This is a genomic window from Streptomyces tardus (assembly GCF_018101125.2).
Taxonomy (GTDB): Bacteria; Actinomycetota; Actinomycetes; order Streptomycetales; family Streptomycetaceae; genus Streptomyces; species Streptomyces tardus.
Genome location: NZ_JAELVF020000003.1, coordinates 77,130 through 96,407, shown reverse-complemented (window position 1 = coordinate 96,407; position 19,278 = coordinate 77,130). Strand labels below are relative to the sequence as shown.

Genomic DNA, 19,278 nt, shown 5'->3' with positions numbered 1-19,278 from the left:
GTCCGAGGCGGGAACATCTCGGACTGGTTGGATGTTGACCCTGGTACGACAGCTCGTCGAGCTAGAGAAGAGGCGACGTGACTACTGTTCTGACACCCGCGAGCCCGCTGACCGCCGCTGACCGCTGCGACCGCTGTGGCGCCCAGGCGTACCTGCGCGTCGTGCTGGCAACGGGCGGCGAGCTCCTGTTCTGCGCCCACCACGGTCGCAAGTTCGAGCCAGAACTCAAGAAGATCGCCGCGGAAATACAGGACGAGACGGAGCGGCTCACCGCCACTCCGGCAACCGTGGGCGACGACGACCGCTGACCCGACGCACAGCGTCCTGACACCGACGAGCTCGGTTCCGGCCCAGGGCCGGGAAGACGACGGGCGGGCGACCACCGAGAGTGGTCTGTCCGCCCGTCGTCGTGCGCGCCCTGTACCGCCCGCAGCCGAGCGACCGACGGCTCGTCCCGCCTAATCGCGCATCCGCCCGGTGATCTCCTTCTCGAGCGCGGAGATCCTCGTGTAGACGCCGGGCTGCCCCGCGACGCCGCAGCCCGACCCCCAGGAGACGAGTCCGATCAGCTTCCCCCCGGCGACCAGCGGCCCGCCGCTGTCTCCCTGACAGGCGTCACGGCCGCCTTCGGGAAGCCCTGCGCAGACCATCGTCTCCGCCCGGAACCGCCCCGCCGCTGCGCCTCCCGGGTAGGCGGTGGCGCACTCCCGGTCCTTCAGCACCCGCACACGCGAGGAGTGCAGCGAGGACGCGTAACTTCCGTCCCCGCCGGTGTCCCCCCAGCCGTACACCGACGCGGACTGCCCGGCGCCGTACGCCGCGTCACCCGCCCCGGCCAGTGGGACCGCAGCACCGGGCAGCGGCTTGGCCAGCGTCAGCACCGCCAGGTCCCCGGCGTTGGTGCGCCGGTCGTAGCGGGGGTTGACCCAGATGTCGCTGACGGCCACTTCGCGGCCCTGCTCGCCGCGCAGATCGTCCCGGCCGGCGATCACACGGAAGTCCCGGACCCGGTCGGGGTCCGCGCCGAGGATCTGCCGGTCGAAGCAGTGCGCCGCGGTCACCACCGTGCGCGCCGAGACGACAGCAGCGCCGCAGAACTGGCCCGATCTGGCGGAGCCGAAGAGCTGCCGGCTCCCGACAGCCACCACCCAGGGGTGGTCGGCGGTGCGGGCGGCGTCACCGCCGATGACGGAGCGGTCCATCGCATGGGCCACGGGCGGCCCGACAGCCGCGACTGCGGTGAGGGCCAGGGACGAGACGAGGGTGGCGGTCAGAGCGCGCGTGAATGTGTTCATACCGCTAGCTGACTTTACGGAATCATCCGGTCACCCGCTGTCCGCCATACCGGCGAAAGTACCCACACCTCGTTGACTTCGCCGCCAGGCCCTTACAGCGACGGCCCGGCCACTCGCCCCGCAGGGAGTGTGGCCGGGCCGTCGTTGACGGGCAACGTCGGTCGCCCTTCGCCTGTCCGGCTCGTCAGTCCGGCTCCGTCAGTCCAGGTAGTCGCGCAGGACCTGGGAACGGGAGGGGTGCCGCAGCTTCGACATGGTCTTCGACTCGATCTGACGGATCCGCTCACGCGTCACGCCGTAGACCTTGCCGATCTCGTCCAGTGTCTTCGGCTGTCCGTCGGTGAGACCGAAGCGCATCGAGACCACGCCCGCCTCGCGCTCACTGAGGGTGTCCAGCACCGAGTGCAGCTGTTCCTGGAGGAGGGTGAAGCTCACCGCGTCCGCCGGAACGACGGCCTCGGAGTCCTCGATGAGGTCACCGAACTCGCTGTCCCCGTCCTCACCGAGGGGGGTGTGCAGCGAAATCGGCTCACGACCGTACTTCTGGACCTCGACGACCTTCTCGGGCGTCATGTCCAGCTCCTTGGCCAGCTCCTCCGGGGTGGGCTCCCGGCCCAGGTCCTGGAGCATCTGACGCTGCACCCTGGCCAGCTTGTTGATGACCTCGACCATGTGCACCGGGATACGGATGGTGCGGGCCTGGTCGGCCATGGCGCGGGTGATGGCCTGACGGATCCACCACGTCGCGTACGTGGAGAACTTGTAGCCCTTGGTGTAGTCGAACTTCTCGACCGCACGGATCAGACCGAGGTTGCCCTCCTGAATGAGGTCCAGGAAGAGCATTCCGCGACCGGTGTAGCGCTTGGCCAGCGAGACCACGAGTCGGAGGTTGGCCTCCAGCAGGTGGTTCTTCGCCCGGCGACCGTCCTCCGCGATGATCTCCAGCTCGCGCTTGAGCTTGGGTGCGAGCTTGTCGGAGTTGGCGAGCTTGTCCTCGGCGAACAGCCCGGCTTCGATGCGCTTGGCGAGCTCCACCTCCTGCTCGGCGTTAAGCAGCGGGACCTTGCCGATCTGCTTCAGGTAGTCCTTGACCGGGTCGGCGGTGGCACCCGCCGCGGCGACCTGCTGAGCAGGAGCGTCGTCCTCGTCCTCGTCGGAGAGCACGAAGCCCTCGTTCTCGTTCTTGCCCTCGGGGGCGGCCTCGTCGCCGGGTTTGCCGGGCTTGGCAGGGGCCTCCACGGCCTCCTCGTCGCCCTCGAGGATCTCGTCGACGACCGACTTCTTGGCCGTCTTCTTCGCGGCTGCCTTCTTGGTGGCCTTCTTGGCCGGGCCCTCGGCAACCTTCTTGGCGGCGGCGGTCTTCTTCGCCACTGCCTTCTTGGCCGCCTTCTTGGCCGGCTTGGCCTCCGAGTCGGCACCGGAGTCGACCGCCTCGGTGGCCGAGGCCGCGGTCGACTGTCCGGCAGCGACGGACTTGGTGGTCGTGCGCCGCGCGGGTGTCTTGGCCGCGACGCTCTTACGGGTGCGCTTGGGCGCTTCGGCGGCACTCACCATCAGCGTCACACCCTCCTCGTCGAGGATCTGGTTGAGGCTGCGCAGAACGTTCTTCCACTGGGTTGGCGGAATCTGGTCAGCCTCGAAGGCCCGACGCACGTCATCGCCGGCGATCTGCCCCTCAGCCTTTCCCCGCTCAATGAGCGCCAACACGGACTCGGACTCGGCGATCTCCGCGGGGAGCGTACGGGATGTGCTGGCCGACACGAACAACCTCTCGGAACGATGGAATTGGCTACGCCCCAGTCCCTCTTCGGAAGGGGCGCTGCGGGCACCGACGGGGATCAGTCGGCACCGGGATGGATGCGGAACGTCGGGGAACGGAACGCCGGCAAGCGGCTCTCCCATTCCCGTTGGCGCTGCTACCTCTTGAGTCATCGCGCTTCCACGGAAAGCGTTACGCCCAATTCGAGTGTCCCGAGTCACAGCCCATGTGTGCAGGTATCAGCACACATCCTGCTATATCACTGAGCCGAACGGTCCCATCGCTGTGCGGCCGGAGACCGTCGTGCGAGCCATCCGGAGAAGGGTTCGCACGACGGTCTCGGAAACGGGAGGACGCGGCTCGCGACTCAGCGCATCCGGCTCAGTGCTCGCGCGGAGCCGGAACGACGTGGTCCGCCGCCCTTCCGGCCGGTGCAGGAGACTCCGACCGCACCGCGAGCAGCTGCCGCATCGCATGCTCGGCACCGGCGGGGTCTCCGCCGCCGAGAGCGTCAACGATCGCCTGGTGCAGGCCGATCGCCGCTTCGGTCGGCCGGTCGCATCCGGTCAGCGGGCCGCCCGACACCTCCAGCGCCGAGGCGACGATCGCAGAGAGATGCTCCAGCATCTTGTTGCCCGCGGCCTGGATCAACAGGGTGTGGAACTCGGCGTCGGCCCGGGCGAAGGTCACACCGTCACCGGCGCCCAGAGCGTGGCCCATGATCTCGACCATCTCCGTGAGGCGCTGCTGCAGCTCGTCCCTGCCGTGGCCGACCGCGAGCCGGGCGGCGAGGGGCTCGATCGTCCAGCGCAGTTCGCAGAGCTCGCGGCGCTGGTCCTCCCGCTGAGGGCCGAAGGCCCGCCATTCGATGATGTCGGGGTCGAGCAGGTTCCAGTCGCTGACGGGTCGAACTCGGGTGCCCACGTTGGGGCGTGCGCTGACGAGGCCCTTCGCCTCCAGCACACGGAGCGATTCGCGCACCACAGTGCGCGAGACCTCGAAACGCTGGCCGATCTCTTCGGGCACCAGCGGGCGATCGGCGCCCAGCTCACCGGCGACGATCATCTGACCGAGCTGCTGAACGAGTTGGCCGTGCAGGCCGCGTCCCCGCGTACCGGTCGTTCTGCGGCCGGAACGCGTCGCCGCGTCGGGTTCGCCACCGTCCCAGCTGGGAGCGCTGGCGCCGGAGCGTGGGGCGCCGGCGGCAGCGCCGCCGGGATATCGGCCGAGCTCACCGGCACCGGTGAGGCTGGAACGGCCGGGCGAGGTCATCATGGAGTGCGCAAGGGTAGTCACGCATCCTTTGTCGGCGGCCAGTTGAGCCACCTTGAGGGCTTTGGTGAAAAGCACACGAAAGGGTGATCGCCGACTCGTACGCCCTTGACGGCCGGACGCACACGGGCGCCGTCGCCCTCCAGCGGAGAACTCGCAGCTGGGAGCCGCTGAAGCAACACCCGAATCGGCACCGCACCTACCGCACTCTGCCGCACAGGGTCCCGAACACATAGGCGCCGAACAAGCTGACGAGCGACAACATCATTGCACTGCCCAGCGGTTGAGCGAGCAGCTGTGCCACCGGCTCCGCCCACTCGTCGGCGGTGAAAGGAAGCGGCACCAGCAGCAGTGCCGTCAGTCGTTCACTCACGGCGGCCAGCGCTTCCACCGCCGGCGGAGCCAGCAGCTCGCGGACCGCCGGCGCCACCAGAAGCGGCACCGCAAGGACGCTCAGGACTCCCGCGAGAAAGGAACGGCAGATCGCTGCGGCCAGGAGACCGGCCCAGGCACTTCCCAGAGCCAGCAGGATCATCCCCATCGTCGCGAGCCAGGCCGGCAGTTGGGGGTTCGGCCCGGTCGAAGAGCCGTACAGGGTGAGCAGAACCGAGGCGTTCAGCGCGACCGAGGCCGCACACAACACCACAGCTACCCCGGCGGCCACCGCGAGCTTCGCCGACAGCAGACCGAGGCGCCTGGGGATCGGCGCCTGGGCCGGAGCCAGCGCCGGGTAGCGATGCTCCTGCCCGAACGCCAGGGCTCCCAACAGCCCGGCCACGGCAGCCACCGGCGGCAGCGGCCAGCCGGCCGGCCAGCCGACGAGCGCCCGGGCCGATTCGTCCACTCCGCCGCGGCCCACCCAGCACGCTGCCGCGAGCGCGGCAAGCAGGGCGGAAGCGACCAGCAGCCAGGTGGACCGCAGCCCGACCAGGCGCCGCAACTCGTACCGCAGCGGCCAGACCGGGCCGGGTGCCGGAACCGCACGCAACCGCGGCGGCAGCGGGGAGACTCCGGACGCGGCGGGCGTCTCCCGTCCCGAGCGGGACCGGCCGAGCGCGAGGCCGAGAGAGGCGATCCCGGCCGGCTGCAAGGCCCTCGACTCGGTGCCGCCGCCGCTGCTGCTTCCCTCACCGACACCCTGACCCGTGGCCTCGAGAGACAGCCGTGCATCGCGGCCGTCGGCTCGGTTCAAAGGCGCGGCGACGGCGGCGGATTCACCCGTCTCGTCGGCGAGCTGATGGACGAGAATGCCGTGCCGGTAGGCCGTCTCCCCCACCATCGCGCAACTGCTGCCGTAGACCGAGATCTGACCTCCGCCCTCGTTCACCACCTCGAGCGCCTCCGGCGACTCGGCGACAGCACTCTGAGCGACCGACGTCGAACGCGCTTGGGGAGGCAGCCCGGCCAGCGGCGAACGGGACTCCCGCAAGAGCACGCTGCCCAAACGCTCGGCGTGCGGGGAGCTGACAGCGACTCGGGGGCGCAAACGCGTGCGCGTGAAAGCCTGCACGTCCTGGTCGGCGACCAGCCGGCCGTCCTCCAGCGTCAGCACTCGGTCCGCGAGGCGCGACGCCTCCCGCGGCTCACTGGTGGTGGTGAGAACCAGCCCGCCTTCCTCTGCGTATGCGCGCAACAGGCCACGCAGCCAGGCTGCTTCGCGTGGCGCCAGCCCCTGCGAGGGATCGTCCAGCACCAGAGTGTGCGGATCTCCCAGCAGAGCAGCCGCGATACCCAGCCGTCGATCCATTCCCAGGGAGAACGTGCCGAGACGCTGATCGGCCAGACCGCTCAACCCGACCACGTCGAGGACTTCGTCGGCTCGCGAGGAGGGAACACCCGCGACTGCACTGAGCATGCGCAGGTGTCCGAGCGCGGTTCGCGCCGGATGCCCCGGGACGTCTCCGACGAGCACTCCCACCTCGCGGTACACGTGGGGCACTCGGTGAAGTGGACGGCCCCGGAAGAGGGTTACGCCCCTGCCGCGACGCAGCTGGAGCATCAGCCGCACCGCGGTCGACTTGCCCGAGCCGGAAGGTCCGCAGAGCACGGTCACATCGCCGGGCCTGGCCTCGAAGGTCAGGTCGGCGACTGAGGGTGGGCGGTTCCGGTGAGAGGCGCTGGTGAGTCCGATGGCCTGGATCATCACTTCTCCCCGCTGAACGCATGAGTGACTCAGGCAAGGTATCGCGACATTCCAGACATATAGCGAATAGCGCGATCCTGGCCGCGCCGCTGCCCGCCGGCGGGCGGTCCAGGAGAACGGGGCCACGGTGACGGCGGCAGTCAAGTGCCGTCCGTCCGAGAGCACTTCGGCGCACTGCCGGAACGGAGGCGACGTCAGATTTCGGGACGCAACATCGGCGGGTTGAGCACCGTGGCCCCGCCGGCGCGGAAGAGCTGCGCAGGCCGGCCGCCCTGACGTGTGGTCGTGCCACCGCTGGGGACCAGAAAGCCGGGCGTACCGGTGACCTTCCGGTGGAAGTTACGCGGGTCGAGCGCCACCCCCCACACTGCCTCGTACACGCGACGCAGCTCCCCCACGGTGAACTCCGGCGTACAGAAAGCGGTCGCGAGGGCCGAGTACTCGATTTTCGACCTGGCCCGCTCCACGCCGTCCGCCAGGATCTGCCCGTGGTCGAAAGCGAGTTGGTCGCTGTCCCGGTCGCTTTCGGGTTCCAGCTCGTCGCCGGCCTCGAGCAGCAGGGTGTGGACCGGCGCCCAGCGCGCCGACTGAGCGTCCCCGCCGGAAACCGGAGCCGGAAGATCCGGCGCGAGCACCAGATGCGCAACACTGACCACACGCATACGTGGATCGCGGTCCGGAGCGCCATAGGTGGCCAGCTGCTCCAGATGAACGCCGGCGGCGCTGCCCGCCGACTCCCCCACCCGGAGCCCCGTTTCCTCCTCCAGTTCCCTGGCCGCAGCCGAACCCAGGTCTTCGGAGGCGGCCACAAAGCCGCCGGGAAGAGCCCAACGCCCCTGGAACGGCGATTCACCGCGCCGGACTGCCAACGCGCACAGTGCGTGTTTGCGCACCGTGAGCACGACCAGATCCACGGTGACGGCGAAGGGCGGGTAGGCCGACGGGTCGTATGGCATGCGGTGATCATAGTCGTCTGCATGACGATAATCAGGCGCTCAGCACACCCGGCGCCAGGACCGCCACCGACTTGGGGTGCCTTGCGGAGCCGAAGGCCGCCACTCGGCGAATGACCCCGCGAGCGCAGCCGCCGGCTGCGCGACACCATCGGGCAGCTCGGGGCGGTCAACTGCTCGCCCATCGCTCGTAGTCGGCTCGCTGCTTGCGCAGACACTGACGCAGCGGCTCCGGGTCCAGGCCCCGGTTGCACGCACTGTGCAGGAGATGCGCGAAGGTGTAGCGGGGATCGAGCCGCAATGCCTGCTCGAGGGCCACACGGGCGCTCGGCTCGTCGCCTCCCGACCAGGCGACCCAGCCGGCAAGGGCGAGCGCGGGGGCGCCGTACTCCGCGTAGGTACCGACGCAGCGCCTGCACAGGGCGCGCCAGAGCCTCAACGCGGGCTCTGCCTCTTCGCCCTCCATCCACTCTGCGGCGCGATCACGGGTCACCCGGTCCTGAAGCCCGACGAGGAGCTCGGCCGCTTCCTCGTCCGCCAGGATTGCGTCGTCCTGGATGTCGTCGAGGCCAGGGCCGACCGGCAGCGTGCTCCTGGATGCGGCGAGGTACCTCCTGCGCAACCTCGCTGCCAGACGCAGGGTTCGCTCTCGGATTCGGGCGCGGCCCTCTTCCGTCACCAGGTCAGGCAGCAACCGCGCCGACGCCTCGCGCAGGGCGCCCTCCTGCCTGCACGCGCGCGGCGGCCCCAGGGGCGCGATCCTTCTCGTCAACTCCTGGGCGGAGCCACGCGTGCGGATGCCGGCGTAGGTGGTAGCAGCCGCAAGCTCCGAGACACCGGACGGACCGAGTCGCCTTCCCTCGGGAGGACAACAGCGGCCGTCCTGGCACAGATAGGTCCAGTACCGGCCGCCGGACAGGAAGAGTGACTCGTGAACCGGCATCCCACGCGCAACGAGGGCTCGGCGCAGCTCTTCCGCCAGTGGTCGGAGCTGCTCTTTCACCGCGGTGCTCGAATCATCCTCGACGGGCTCGCGGCAGAGGTAGACCAAAGAGGCGTCCGGGCGCTCGCCCCGTGCCAGCCCGGACTGCATCAGGCAGTCGGCGAGCTGACCGGCAGTGTCGGGCCACTCCGCCCGAACGGACGGGATGCCCAGCCGGATCCGGCCGCCGAAGCGCCCGCGCCCGCCGTACAGGCCGATGAGGACGATCGAGTCGTCCGGGTGGTAGCCGATCAGGTAGGGAAGCGCGTCCGCGAGCGCTGCGGGTCCCCGCAGTGTGACGTTGGTGAGTGTCCGGGCGGGCGGAACGTAGCTGGTGCCGTGGCTCATGCCGGAACAATCGCCCGGTCGGCGCGTCTCCCGTCGGGCGCTGTCCACAGGCATGGCCATTGGTCGTACGTTCACACCTATACCGAGTTGTCCACAGTGGCGTTGGCGAAGGACGCCACCCATCGGATTGCATGGGGCCATGACGTCCCACGAGCCGCTCGACGCGGCCACTCTCCGCCGCGAAGCCGACGCCGTTCTCGCTCCGCTCGTCGGCGCCCCGGTCGGCGGCGCCGCTCTGCGCGAGGACCAGTGGCGCGCGATCGAAGCCCTGGTGCGCGAGCGCAGGCGCACCCTCGTAGTACAGCGCACGGGCTGGGGGAAGTCCGCCGTGTACTTCGTCGCGACCGCCCTGCTGCGCGCTCGGGGCAGCGGCCCCACAGTGATCGTCTCCCCGCTGCTGGCGCTGATGCGCAACCAGATCGAGGCCGCGGAGCGCGCGGGTCTGCACGCGCGCACGATCAACTCCTCCAACACCGAGGAGTGGGAGGAGATCAACCGCGAGGTGAACGCAGGCACCGTGGACCTGCTCCTCGTCAGTCCCGAGCGACTCAACAATCCGGACTTCCGCGACCAGGTCCTGCCCCGTCTGGCAGCCGCCACGGGGCTGCTGGTGGTCGACGAGGCGCACTGCATCTCCGACTGGGGTCACGACTTCCGGCCCGACTACCGCAGGTTGCGCACCATGCTCGCCGAGCTGCCGGCCGATGTGCCTGTGCTCGCCACCACAGCCACCGCCAACGCGAGGGTGACCGCAGACATCGCCGACCAGCTCGGCACCGGCGCCGGCGAGCACACCGGTCAGGCCCTCGTGCTGCGCGGCGAGTTGGACCGCGAGAGCCTCTCCCTGTCCGTGCTCGGCCTCCCCGACGCCTCACACCGGATCGCCTGGTTGGACACCCACCTCGATGAGCTTCCGGGCTCCGGAATCATCTACACGCTGACGGTGGCGATGGCGGAGGAGATCAGCAGTTATCTGAGCCGGCGCGGCCACCGGGTGGTCGGATACACGGGCCGCACCGAACACGCCGACCGCGCAGCGGCCGAAGCCGACCTCCTAGCGAACAACGTCAAGGCGCTCGTGGCAACTTCCGCTCTGGGAATGGGCTTCGACAAACCCGATCTCGGCTTCGTCGTCCACCTCGGGTCGCCGTCCTCGCCGATCTCCTACTACCAGCAGGTCGGCAGGGCCGGCCGCGGCGTCGAACATGCCGAGGTGCTGCTGCTGCCCGGGCGCGAGGACGAGGCGATCTGGCGCTACTTTGCCTCGCTGGCCTTCCCCGCGGAGGAGCAGGTGCGCACGACCCTCGCCGCACTCGAGCGCTCCGACAGACCGCTCTCGCTGCCCACCCTCGAGACGGTGGTGGAGCTGCGGAGATCTCGCCTGGAGATGATGCTCAAAGTGCTCGATGTCGACGGCGCCGTCCGGCGGGAGCGGGGAGGGTGGACCGCCACGGGACGAAGCTGGGAGTACGACGCCGAGCGGTACGAGCGGGTCGCCCGGCAGCGAGCCGCGGAGCAGGAGGCGATGCGGGAGTACGCGCGTACCGGCGCCTGCCGGATGGAGTTCCTGCGCAGACAGCTGGACGACCTGGCAGCGGCTCCGTGCGGACGGTGCGACAACTGCACGGGAGAGCGCCCCGAGGAGACAGTTGCGTCGGACTCCCTGGCTGCGGCAAGGGGCGACCTGACACGTGCCGGGGTGGTTGTGGAGCCGAGACGGATGTGGCCCAGCGGACTGCCGGCAATCGGCGTGGAGCTCAAAGGACGCATTCCCGCGGGTGAACAGGCCCATGAGGGGCGGGCGCTCGGGCGGCTTTCGGACATCGGGTGGGGCAATCGGCTGCGTCCCCTGTTCACGGCGGGTGCGGCGGACGGCCCGGTGGGGGACGACGTGTTCGACGCCGTGGTGGGCGTGCTGCGGGACTGGGCCACAGGTCCGGGCGGCTGGGCCTCCTCCGAGGCGGGGGCGACTGAGCGTCCGACAGGTGTGGTCGCCTTGAGTTCACGCAGCCGGCCAGAGCTGGTGCAGTCGTTGGGCGCCCGGGTGGCGGAAGTCGGCCGGATGCCTCTGCTCGGCAGCCTGGAGTGGATCGGAGAGGGCCCGCTCGGGCAGACCAACAGCGCCCAGCGGGTGCGCGCACTCCACGACGGGCTGCTCCTCCCGGAAGCCGTGGCGAAGGCGGTCGGGCAGAGCCCGGGGCCGGTTCTGCTGATCGACGACTACACCGATTCGGGTTGGACACTCGCAACAGCCGCTCGTCTGCTTCGCAGAGCAGGCGCGACCGCCGTTCTGCCATTGGTGCTCGCCGTGCAGGGGTGAGCTCGCCGGCTCCGACGCCCGGCTGAGCTGAACGGGCCGGACGGATGGGCAACGCATCCGGCCTGCGGCCGGAGGCGTTGCCCTGAAGCCGGCGGCCTGGTCGTCCGCGTAGGACTGTCGTTGCGGTCTGGCTCAGCAAGGTCCGCGACCGGGGCCGGCGACGCGGCTGTGATCACAGTCGCCGGGACGGTGTCCCTCGAACGAGCTGAGGTACAGAAGACGCCGTTGGCATTCGCCTTCGGTCCGCACGCAAAGCAGCTTGCCCGTGAACTCCGGGCCTCCGCCGAAGGCTTGGCACACTGTGGAGAAGGGAAGGATTGAACGTATGGGGCCCCGCGGCGGAGAGGGTTCAGACCTGCTTCACGGTGGGCGTCGGAGGCTCGGTGACTGCCTTCCTCTCACGGAGACACGCTGTTGACGGAGCCGTCCGGGCAGTTGGGTCCGCCCGACCGCAATGCAGCCAGAGGGAGGGTTGGGGGCGGGAGGAGGCCACTCCCGTACGCCGTGTCGAGTTTTCGGGTCGCCCAGCGGTGGTGAAGGACGAGATCGCTTCTCCTGCCTTCCGTGAACGGCCGCTTGTCTGATCGCGGTTGACCTCTGCGCGCGCTCGCTGCGCGGAGTGCTGTGCGCTGTTGCTTGCACCGTCTGTACGTGCAGTCCGCTGCCGACCATGCGCACTCGCCCCGGCTGTCGGGCGGCTCGGCGCCACCGTCCCGGGAGGAAAGAGCGGTATGGCATTTGGTGTTCTCGGCTCGGCTCCGGCGCCGACACGAGGCGTCCCGACCCGGCTTGGTCGTGTTCTGGAACCCTCCGAATGGGCTGCGGCGGAAATTCCGCTCCTCAACAGCCCGCGAGAGGTGGTGACCGGTCTGCACGATCTTCATCGACCGATTCTGGCGACGGCAGTCGTCGGCGTGCTGGGACCGGACGAACGGGTCACCGCCAGCGCCTCGTTTCAGCACACAGCACGTCCTGACGGATGGGAGCTGCGCAACCTGCTGCTGAGTCAGCTCCGGCGAATTATCCCGCACGATCTGCGCCGTCGTCGTCCCATACGTACCGCTGTACTGCTCTACTACCGCGAGGGCGAGGGCTCTTGGACAGAGGAAGACGGTGCCTGGATGTGGGGCCTGCGCGACGCGTGCTTGCTGCACGGACTGCGCTGCGGCGCCTACGTCACCCTCACCGGTGCGGGCTGGCGCATACTCGGCGAAGGGCGAAGAGGTCGCAGACCGAGCTTCGCCGCGGAGCCGGCTTCGGCGGCACGAATGACCGCTTGAAGCCGGACGAGGGTGTCACCGGCCGAGCTGCCTGCACAGCAGAGGGCAATCAGGCAGACGTACCGACGGGGCGCTGCCCGGCAAAGCAGTCCGGCAAGGCTGCCGGGTGGGTGGGCCGGGGCAGGCGTGGCCCCGCTGGCGTACCTGTCGTTGTGCGCAGAATGCGATGCACTGCATCGGCCGGCCGTGCGGGGAGAATCGGCCGCCGAGGAGGGGCGATCCGCTCGCTCCTGCCGTGGTGGTGCGGCAGTTGATCTGTCTGCGTGCCGCACGGCCGGCGGTCCGGTGACCGAACGTCGGCCGGCGGCATCACGACCGCAGGTGCGTGAACCGGCGGCATCAAATGCCGGATCCGGGCCCACCACGACGCACCGCTCCGCCCCTCGGCAGACACGGGGTGGAGCGCAACAGCCCACTCGGAGCCCGGACTTCGCGAGAGCAGGATGCCGTGAGAGCGGGTCGGTGGGGCCAGATGTCACAGACCCGCACTGCGCAGAGCTGGACGGCAAAACTTGGGCTGCACGCGCCAGGCTCGGAGAGAGACCCGAGCTGAGTACGACCGAGCCTCCGGAAGCCGAGACAGAACACTTCGGCTTCCGGAAGCCGGACAGCGAGAACCAGGGCGCCGAGCGACCTCGGGCGACCGACCGCTCACGGGCCGACGCTCTCCGCGCTGAGCCGCCCAAGCGCCGCCGCTCAAGCGCGCGCCGACAGCCCATGCCCTGTAAGCCCGGCCAAGCACTGTGCCGGTCAGAGCGAAAGGCAGCCGGGGCAGGCGTCACTCGAGCAGCGCCGCTCAGGGGTGAGTGCCGGTCAGCTCAGAGCACCGATCGGGGGTAGCCAGTGAAGGCAGGTGCCTTCAAGCACTCCGCTCAGCGCACTGCAGCGGTCAGAGCAGGGTGCGCAGACGGGACGGGTCGCCGCAGACGATCAACTCGTCCGTGGCCCGCTCCAGTGCCTGCGGCAGCGCGCCGGCGACGTCCGCGTCACTGCCGCCGTTCACCGCGAGGATCACCACGGGTCGGGCAACGGCCTGTGCGGCATGGGAGGCGTGGGCGGCGAACACGTCATCGCCCTCGGCCTGCTGGCGCCAGTACGCATCGTCCCCGAAGCTCAACTCGTGCTGCGCCCACGGATGTTGATCGCCCGTGGTGAGCAGCAGTACGTCCGACGGGGCCCGACCGAGGTCGAGCAGGCGGTCGACAGTCTCGTCCGCGGTGTCGATCGCACCGGCGTCGGTGGTGTCGACGAGCTCGATCTTGGCGGTCGACGCGGTTTCGGTGGCGTCGGTCCTGACCGCGGTCGCAGTGCTCGCGCCGGTGCTCGCACCGGACGCCGGATCGGCGGTCGGATCGCCCGGCCGCTCGGAGGTCTGCGCCGCGCCAACAGCGGGACGCGCACCGGTGGTTGGGCGCGATGGCCCGGGACGGCTGCGGTCTGCGCGCGGCGGTGCGGGACGCGGACCGGGTCGTGGGCCGGCAGAGCCGGAAACGCCAGTGGGCTGTGAGGTACGGGCTGGAGCCGCGGGTTGACGCGGGCCCGGAACGCTGGGGTGAATCTGTGGCTCCTCGGAGCTGAGTGGCATGGTGAATTGTCTATCAAACGCCGTCGCGGGATTCCGCAGCGGGCTCCACCGCGACGGGACGCCCCGAGGGGGGCGAGGTCGGGGCGGGGACCGACGGCGGTGCGAAGAAGTCCAGCTGCCCGTCGACAGCTTCCGGCCGGCCTCCCACACCCCTCGGGGTGGGGACATCTACCGGGTCCGGCAGCCTGGTCTTCTTCAAATGCTGCCATTGCGGCAGGACATCAAGATACGACCAGGTCAACCGGTGGTGCGGAGTGGGGCCCAGTTCCGCGAGTGCCGCCTTGTGCACTGGCGCAGGGTATCCCGCATTGGCGTCGAAGCCGAAGTCGGTGTGCTGCGTGCCCAGTTCGGCCATGAGTGCGTCGCGCCGCACCTTCGCGATGACGGAGGCAGCGGCCACGGCGACGCAGCTCTGGTCCCCCTTGATCACTGTGCGTACTCGCCACGGCGGGCCGAGGTAGTCGTGCTTCCCGTCCAGGATCACCGCGTCGGGCCGTACCGGCAGCTGTTCCAGGGCTCTGGTGGCCGCCAGCCGTAGGGAGGCGGTCATCCCCAACTCGTCGATCTCCTGCGGCGATGCGTGCCCGAGAGCGTGGCTGGTGACCCAACGTGAGAGTTCGACGGCGAGCTTCTCGCGGCGCGCGACCGTGAGCAGCTTGGAATCGGTAAGCCCCTCGGGTGGCCGCCGCAGTCCCGTGACGGCCGCGCAGACGGTCACCGGCCCCGCCCAGGCGCCCCGCCCGACTTCGTCGACCCCTGCGACGACTTTGGCTCCGGTCGTCGCGCGCAGCGACCGTTCGACGCGGTGGGTGGGTGGCTCGTACGGCACAACCACAGCCTACTCGGCCGTGTGTGGCCGACGGTGGGGCACCCGGGAAAGCAGCGGTTCGACGTGCGAAAGCTGCACGGGCGGCTCGACGCTCGGGTGCCGCCCCGAGCACCAGCCGCCGTGGGCGCAGGTGTCGACGTCTCCGCGAACGGCGGCGACGACGACGTCGGCATCGAGCAGGTCGACGGCGCGGCGGAGCCCGGCCTGTGCGACGCTGCGAGGCACCACTTCGGTCACGCCCGCGAGCAGCTCCGCCCCGCAGCCCCGCACGTCCGTCCCGACACGTTCGCTCGCAGCGCGGTGGCCGCCGCGACGGCGACGGAGCCGCAGACGGCTTCCCTCTGCTGTGGGTGACGTACGACGAGAGCTGCGCCTGCGCCACAACGTACGCAGGATCGTCCGCGAACACGGCGCCCGGTGGCACAGTCCTCGTGGCCGTTCCGTTGCCCCCGGAACGGCGTCCTCCGAAAGGCTCGGCCGCCTCGTGCGCCGCGCCTCCCTGACGGATCAGCCGGAGCACGCGGTCGACCGCCGGACCGTAGCCGCGGTCCACGTCGTGGTGGCGGGCGAACGCGGCGGCGCGAGCGTCCTGGTCGAGATGGACTGCCGGTGCGGAACGTTCGTGCCGGAGCAGGCAGTTCCGTGTCGTCCGTCCGGTGCAGGCGCCCGGCTCCGGTCGTCGCTGCCGGACCAGGGCAGGTTCTCCGGGACGAACAACTGCGAGCCCAGAACGTCACCCACGGACAACCCCCGCGGACTCGCCGACGCACGGGCCCTGCGAGCGAGTTCTACGGTCATGGTGGCGGGCGCTCCGTCCGGTGCCGCGACCGTGAGCTGCGGACCGTCCGGCACGCGCCTCCTCCGCGCGTCGCCGCGGCAGCAGCACGAGGTGCCGTGCGCCGGTTCGCCGCGCACCTCCCGCCTGCCTCCTGTACTCGCCACTGCCCGGCCGCCGGCACCCGATCACACCAGCCCCTCCGACCACCCGGCCCCAGACCTCCCGACACACGACACCCCGGCCCCAGACCCTCCCGGCGCCTCGGCGCCTCGGCACCCCGGCGCCTCGGCACCCCGGCACCCCGGCACCCCGGCACGGTCCGCCGAGCCCGGACCGGCTACAGCGTCTCGAAGGGCTCGGGTACACACCAGCGTTCGAAGGGGCGGTCGAGGTGGTAGCGGCCGTCACGGCCCAGGACCAGGGCTCGTGACTCGGCGTTCCCGGGATTGGACAGCGACTCGAACTCGGCCACGCTCCAGTGCATCCAGCGCATGCAGAACAGCCGCATGGTCAGGCCGTGCGTGACCAGCAGGACGTTCTGCGGGTGATCGGCAGCCTCGAAGCTGCGCCAGAGGCTTTCGAGGAAGGCGCCGACCCGGTCGTAGACGTCGGCGCCCGATTCGCCCTGCGCGAAGCGGTAGAAGAAGTGCCCGTAGGTGTCGCGGGCGGCCTTCTGCCGCTTGACCTCGGGAGGGTCCTGCCAGTTCCCCCAGTCCTGTTCGCGCAGTCGCGGTTCCTCGCGGGCGCGGACGAGTGACGGGTCGAGGCCGAGATGGCGGTAGGTCTCCAGTGTCCGGCGGTAGGGCGAGACGTAGGCGGACACACGCTCGCCGTCGAAGTACGCGCGCAGCCGGGCACCCGCCCCCTCGGCCTGCTCCCGGCCCAGGGCGGTGAGCCTGAGTGCGTGGTCGGGCACGTGCTCGTACACCGTGTCGTCGACGTTGCCCTCGGATTCGCCGTGTCTGATCAGAACGATTCTCCGCGGTCGTGCCATACGGCCAGCCTAGGCCGCCGCCGAGAACGGCGGCGCTGGGGTGATCGTGGGCGGCCCCGCGGAGGCCGCCCACGACCGCCCTTCGCAGTATCGGCGGGACGAGCACCGCGTCCCGCGCACGCCGCCCGTTCGAGACCGCCCGCCGCATCCGCGACTCTCCGAACGGGCGCCCGGAGCAAAAGCTCAGAGCAGGAGCCCGGAGCAGGCGCCCGGAGCAGCGTCCGAGCGAAGCCGGGGCCTCAGAGCAGGCTCAGGTCCGGATCGTCGCTCTGACGGGCCTCGATGGTCCACTCCGGTTCCAGGTCGATCACATCGCCGTCGATCGCGGCGATGTCAGCGCCGGTCTGAGCGCGGAAGGCCAGGCGCTCCACTCGTTCCGTGCGGTACTTCCCGCGCTCGGCCGCGGTGTCCCACATGGACAGCACCAGGAACTCGTCCTCGCTGCCCGCCTGCGCGAAGACGCCGCGGACCATGCCCGGCGATCCGGCCATGGCGGGGTTCCAGACCTTCTCCTGCATCAGGGTGTAGTGCTCTATTCGGTCCTCTCGCACCGTGCAGTGCGCCACCCGCAGCAGGTCCGCACCGGAGAACTCGGGGCGGAACCCGGTCTTCACGTCGAAGCGGTACTCGAAGAGCGAGGTGCGGAGGTCGCTGTACGTGCCCACCTGGGCCGACTGCAACCGGTCGTGGGAACGCGCCATGAACGAGTCGTAGAACGCCCGGCTGTCCCAGAACCCGAAGATGTGCACCGTTTCCGGGGTGGATCGGCTCCATCCACCGCCCTGCCCGCGGAAACCGGGCTCGCCCAACAGGCCCGCCCACTTCCGCTGGGCACGTTCGAATCCACGGCGATCGCTTACGGTGCATCGCATCCACTTGACCAGCACCGCGCCATCGTACGGGCATCCAGGGCCCGGATGATCCAGGTCCGGAGGATCAACTCCCGTACCTGCGGCGGAGATACGTCTTGTGATCGACGGCGCCGACAGCTCGGTCCTCGGCCAGCAGCCCGCCCGACCGCACCGCACGCACGGCAGCGCCGGGCAGCCGCAGCGGGAGGACGGGACGCGAACTGCCGCGCGCCCGCCGGCTCATCGAGGCGAGTTCCCGCAGGTCGTGCACGAGCGGCCCGCCCATCTCGGCTGCCCGGCCCGACGGTTCGCCGAGCGCGAGCGCCGCGAGTCGTTCGGCCACCTCGCCGGAGTCGATGGGTTGCAGCCTCGCACCACCCGCAAGGGTGAACATCACCGGCAACCGACTCTGGGCCGCGAACATGTCGGCGACCAGGTCGTGGAACTGAGTCGTGCGCAGGATCGTCCACGGCAGTCCGCAGTCCTGTACAACGCGTTCGGCAGCCAGCTTGGCGCGGTAGTAGAACATCGGCACCCGATCGACACCGACGATCGAGATGTGGACGAGGTGCGGTCTTCCACCGCTCGTCCGCGCCGTGCGCACCAGACGCTGAGTGGCACGCACATCCGCGCTGCCGAGCGTGGTCGCGCAGTGAACGATCGCCGTCACGCCCCGTACAGCGTCGGCGATTCCCGTGCCCTCGACGAGGTCGGCAACCGCCCACTGAGCGGGAGGCCCGATCCGGTCCTCGACAGCGTCCGGTTCCCGGGGCCGGCGACTCATCACGCGTACGGGGGCTCCGTGGGCACGCAGCGCACGCACCACTTGACGACCGAGCGTCCCGGTTCCGCCGGTGACCAGTACGGGGCTGCTGGGCTGTTCGCTCATGGCGCCATCCTGTGGTGCCGGCGCCGCTGCGTCCGGTATCGCCACCCCTCGTTACGAAGCCCGCCATGAACCTCGGCAGGCGTTTCGAGAGCCGGAGAAGGCGTCTCCGGGTGCCGTCCTTGTGCGCGCGACCGGCGGCCGGAAGGATCACTCCACATGCACACCACCGCACTGGAGATCCCCACCGCCGACGGCCTCGCCGACGCCTACGCCGCCTTTCCCGAGCACCGCGGCCCGCTGCCCGGCGTTCTGCTCCACCCGGACGCGTTCGGCCCGCGCCCCGTGCTGGAGTCCTTGGCAGGGGAGTTGGCGAGCCACGGCTACTTCGTGCTGCTCCCGAACGTCCTCTACCGCAACGGGCGCGCGCCGGTGGTCGAACTCCCCTCGCGCATCACCGCGCAGGTCCGTCCGGCGCTCTTCGATCAGCTGATGCCGATGATCGCCGAACACACGCCCGACCGCGTACTGCGCGACGCGGACGCGTACCTGAAGTACCTCGCCGAGCGGCCGGAGGTCCGCAACGGCCCGGTGGCGGCGGTGGGTTACTGCATGGGGGCGGCGCTGGCGCTGCGCACCGCGGCGGCGTATCCCGAACGGGTGGCGGCCGTCGCCGGGTACCATCCCAGCCCGCTGCTCACCGACGCCCCGGACAGCCCGCATCTACTCGCCCACGACGTCACCGCCGAGGTCCAACTGGGTCTGGCCGAGGGGGACATGACGCCGGAGTCGTTCGCCGAGCTGACCGGGGCGCTGGACGCGGCCGGTGTGCGGCACCGCACCGAGATCTACCCCGGCACCGTTCACGGCTTCACCATGGCGGACACCGAGGCGTACGACGCCGCCGCCTTCGACCGTCACCGCAACAGTCTGCCGGCACTCCTGGCCCGCACTCTGCCGAACTGACGCTCCTGTCCGTCCGGTGGCAGCGGAGAGGGAGCCGACCCCTGGCCGACTCCCTCTCCGCTGTGCCGTTCAGCAGCCCGAGCGGTGGGCGCTCACG

Annotated in this window: 16 protein-coding genes and 1 pseudogene; 5 read left to right on the top strand and 12 right to left on the bottom strand. The window is 70.2% G+C overall.

Annotated elements, in window-relative coordinates:
* Window positions 1-77: 77 nt before the first annotated feature.
* Window positions 78-308, top strand: a complete 231-nt coding sequence (locus JGS22_RS22470; RefSeq protein ID WP_211038919.1) for a DUF7455 domain-containing protein — start codon at window positions 78-80, stop codon at window positions 306-308.
* Window positions 309-458: 150 nt separating this feature from the next.
* Here JGS22_RS22470 and JGS22_RS22465 read toward each other — a convergent pair whose 3' ends face one another.
* The 6 genes from JGS22_RS22465 to JGS22_RS22440 all read right to left on the bottom strand — a co-directional run bounded on the left by JGS22_RS22465 (window position 459) and on the right by JGS22_RS22440 (window position 8,752).
* Window positions 459-1,295 (bottom strand): S1 family peptidase, encoded by an 837-nt coding sequence (locus tag JGS22_RS22465; protein WP_211038920.1) that lies wholly within the window; start codon window positions 1,293-1,295, stop codon window positions 459-461.
* A gap of 198 nt (window positions 1,296-1,493) precedes the next feature.
* Window positions 1,494-3,062, bottom strand: coding sequence for an RNA polymerase sigma factor (locus JGS22_RS22460; RefSeq protein ID WP_211038921.1), 1,569 nt, complete (start codon window positions 3,060-3,062; stop codon window positions 1,494-1,496).
* Window positions 3,063-3,435: 373 nt separating this feature from the next.
* Window positions 3,436-4,404 (bottom strand): FadR/GntR family transcriptional regulator, encoded by a 969-nt coding sequence (locus JGS22_RS22455; RefSeq protein ID WP_308405845.1) that lies wholly within the window; start codon window positions 4,402-4,404, stop codon window positions 3,436-3,438.
* 121 nt (window positions 4,405-4,525) lie between these two features.
* Entirely contained in the window at window positions 4,526-6,469 is a 1,944-nt protein-coding gene (locus JGS22_RS22450) for an ATP-binding cassette domain-containing protein (RefSeq protein WP_211038923.1), read from the bottom strand.
* A gap of 194 nt (window positions 6,470-6,663) precedes the next feature.
* Window positions 6,664-7,425: an NUDIX hydrolase gene (locus JGS22_RS22445; protein ID WP_211038924.1), complete on the bottom strand. Its 762-nt coding sequence runs from the start codon at window positions 7,423-7,425 to the stop codon at window positions 6,664-6,666.
* Between the two features lie 166 nt (window positions 7,426-7,591).
* A complete protein-coding gene (locus JGS22_RS22440; protein WP_211038925.1) occupies window positions 7,592-8,752 on the bottom strand; it encodes a DUF4192 domain-containing protein in 1,161 nt (386 codons plus the stop codon).
* A gap of 139 nt (window positions 8,753-8,891) precedes the next feature.
* On the opposite strand from JGS22_RS22440, the gene JGS22_RS22435 reads away from it, so the two are divergent.
* Window positions 8,892-11,072, top strand: coding sequence for a RecQ family ATP-dependent DNA helicase (locus JGS22_RS22435; protein ID WP_211038926.1), 2,181 nt, complete (start codon window positions 8,892-8,894; stop codon window positions 11,070-11,072).
* Between the two features lie 731 nt (window positions 11,073-11,803).
* Window positions 11,804-12,352 (top strand): hypothetical protein, encoded by a 549-nt coding sequence (locus tag JGS22_RS22430; RefSeq protein WP_211038927.1) that lies wholly within the window; start codon window positions 11,804-11,806, stop codon window positions 12,350-12,352.
* An 889-nt stretch (window positions 12,353-13,241) separates the two neighbouring features.
* Here JGS22_RS22430 and JGS22_RS22425 read toward each other — a convergent pair.
* On the bottom strand, window positions 13,242-13,937 hold the full coding sequence (locus JGS22_RS22425; protein WP_211038928.1) for a hypothetical protein: 696 nt from the start codon (window positions 13,935-13,937) through the stop codon (window positions 13,242-13,244).
* 13 nt (window positions 13,938-13,950) lie between these two features.
* Window positions 13,951-14,766 carry a ribonuclease HII gene (gene rnhB / locus JGS22_RS22420; RefSeq protein ID WP_211038929.1) on the bottom strand — a complete coding sequence of 272 codons (816 nt, stop codon included), beginning with the start codon at window positions 14,764-14,766 and terminating at the stop codon, window positions 13,951-13,953.
* Window positions 14,767-14,829: 63 nt separating this feature from the next.
* Here rnhB and JGS22_RS22415 point away from each other — a divergent pair, with 63 nt between their 5' ends.
* Complete coding sequence (locus tag JGS22_RS22415; protein WP_211038930.1) at window positions 14,830-15,120, top strand: hypothetical protein; 291 nt, start codon at window positions 14,830-14,832, stop codon at window positions 15,118-15,120.
* A 46-nt stretch (window positions 15,121-15,166) separates the two neighbouring features.
* On the opposite strand, the pseudogene JGS22_RS27610 reads toward JGS22_RS22415, so the two are convergent.
* The 4 genes and pseudogenes from JGS22_RS27610 to JGS22_RS22395 all read right to left on the bottom strand — a co-directional run.
* A pseudogene (locus tag JGS22_RS27610) lies at window positions 15,167-15,400 on the bottom strand (ADP-ribosylglycohydrolase family protein); the annotation flags it as partial.
* Between the two features lie 481 nt (window positions 15,401-15,881).
* Window positions 15,882-16,538: a histidine phosphatase family protein gene (locus JGS22_RS22405; RefSeq protein WP_211038931.1), complete on the bottom strand. Its 657-nt coding sequence runs from the start codon at window positions 16,536-16,538 to the stop codon at window positions 15,882-15,884.
* Window positions 16,539-16,777: 239 nt separating this feature from the next.
* Window positions 16,778-17,425 carry a YdbC family protein gene (locus JGS22_RS22400; RefSeq protein WP_211038932.1) on the bottom strand — a complete coding sequence of 216 codons (648 nt, stop codon included), beginning with the start codon at window positions 17,423-17,425 and terminating at the stop codon, window positions 16,778-16,780.
* A 49-nt stretch (window positions 17,426-17,474) separates the two neighbouring features.
* On the bottom strand, window positions 17,475-18,278 hold the full coding sequence (locus tag JGS22_RS22395) for an SDR family oxidoreductase (RefSeq protein WP_211038933.1): 804 nt from the start codon (window positions 18,276-18,278) through the stop codon (window positions 17,475-17,477).
* Window positions 18,279-18,434: 156 nt separating this feature from the next.
* On the opposite strand from JGS22_RS22395, the gene JGS22_RS22390 reads away from it, so the two are divergent.
* Window positions 18,435-19,181: a dienelactone hydrolase family protein gene (locus tag JGS22_RS22390; protein ID WP_211038934.1), complete on the top strand. Its 747-nt coding sequence runs from the start codon at window positions 18,435-18,437 to the stop codon at window positions 19,179-19,181.
* Window positions 19,182-19,278: the final 97 nt, after the last annotated feature.